The 547-nt window shown below is 62.5% G+C and carries 1 pseudogene; it reads right to left on the reverse strand.

The features are described 5' to 3' along the window. A pseudogene (locus tag HP499_RS24795) lies at positions 1–547 on the reverse strand (pyruvate dehydrogenase (acetyl-transferring), homodimeric type); the annotation flags it as partial.

Below are 547 nucleotides of genomic sequence, written 5' to 3' on the forward strand. Positions count from 1 at the left end.
ACGGCGCCGGCTTCGTTGATGCCGGGGTGGATCAGTTGGCCGGCGGGGGATTCTTTGTAGGCCAGGACGAGGTCGCGGTCCACGGAGAGGTAGTTCTGGCCTTTGGGGTTGTAGATTTTCGCGGTCGGGAAGAACGCGTCCATGCCGAAGGTCCGGGATTCGTCCGGGACGACGGGCACGAAGCGGGCGCCGAAGTTCTTATCCCGCATCAGGTCCTTCAACAGCCGGACGAAGGCCATGGTGGTGGCGGCTTGTTGTTTCCCTGATCCGCGTTTGGCCACGTCGTAGGACTTCGCGTCCGGGAGTACTACTTCGGTGTGTTTGCGGCGGCGTTCGGGGACGAACCCGCCAAGTTCTGCCCGGCGTTCCATCAGGTATCGGATTTCCGGGGCGTCCATGCCGGGGTGGTAGTACGGGGGCCGGTAGAGGTCAGCGTCGAGTTGTTCATCGCTGATGGGGATGCGGAGGTGGTCACGGAAGGCTTTGAGGTCTTCCATGGTCAGTTTCTTCATCTGGTGCGTGGCGTTGCGGCCTTCGAAGTGCGGGC

It is taken from the genome of Paenarthrobacter sp. CM16, from assembly GCF_013179505.1.
In the GTDB taxonomy this organism is placed as follows: Bacteria; Actinomycetota; Actinomycetes; order Actinomycetales; family Micrococcaceae; genus Arthrobacter.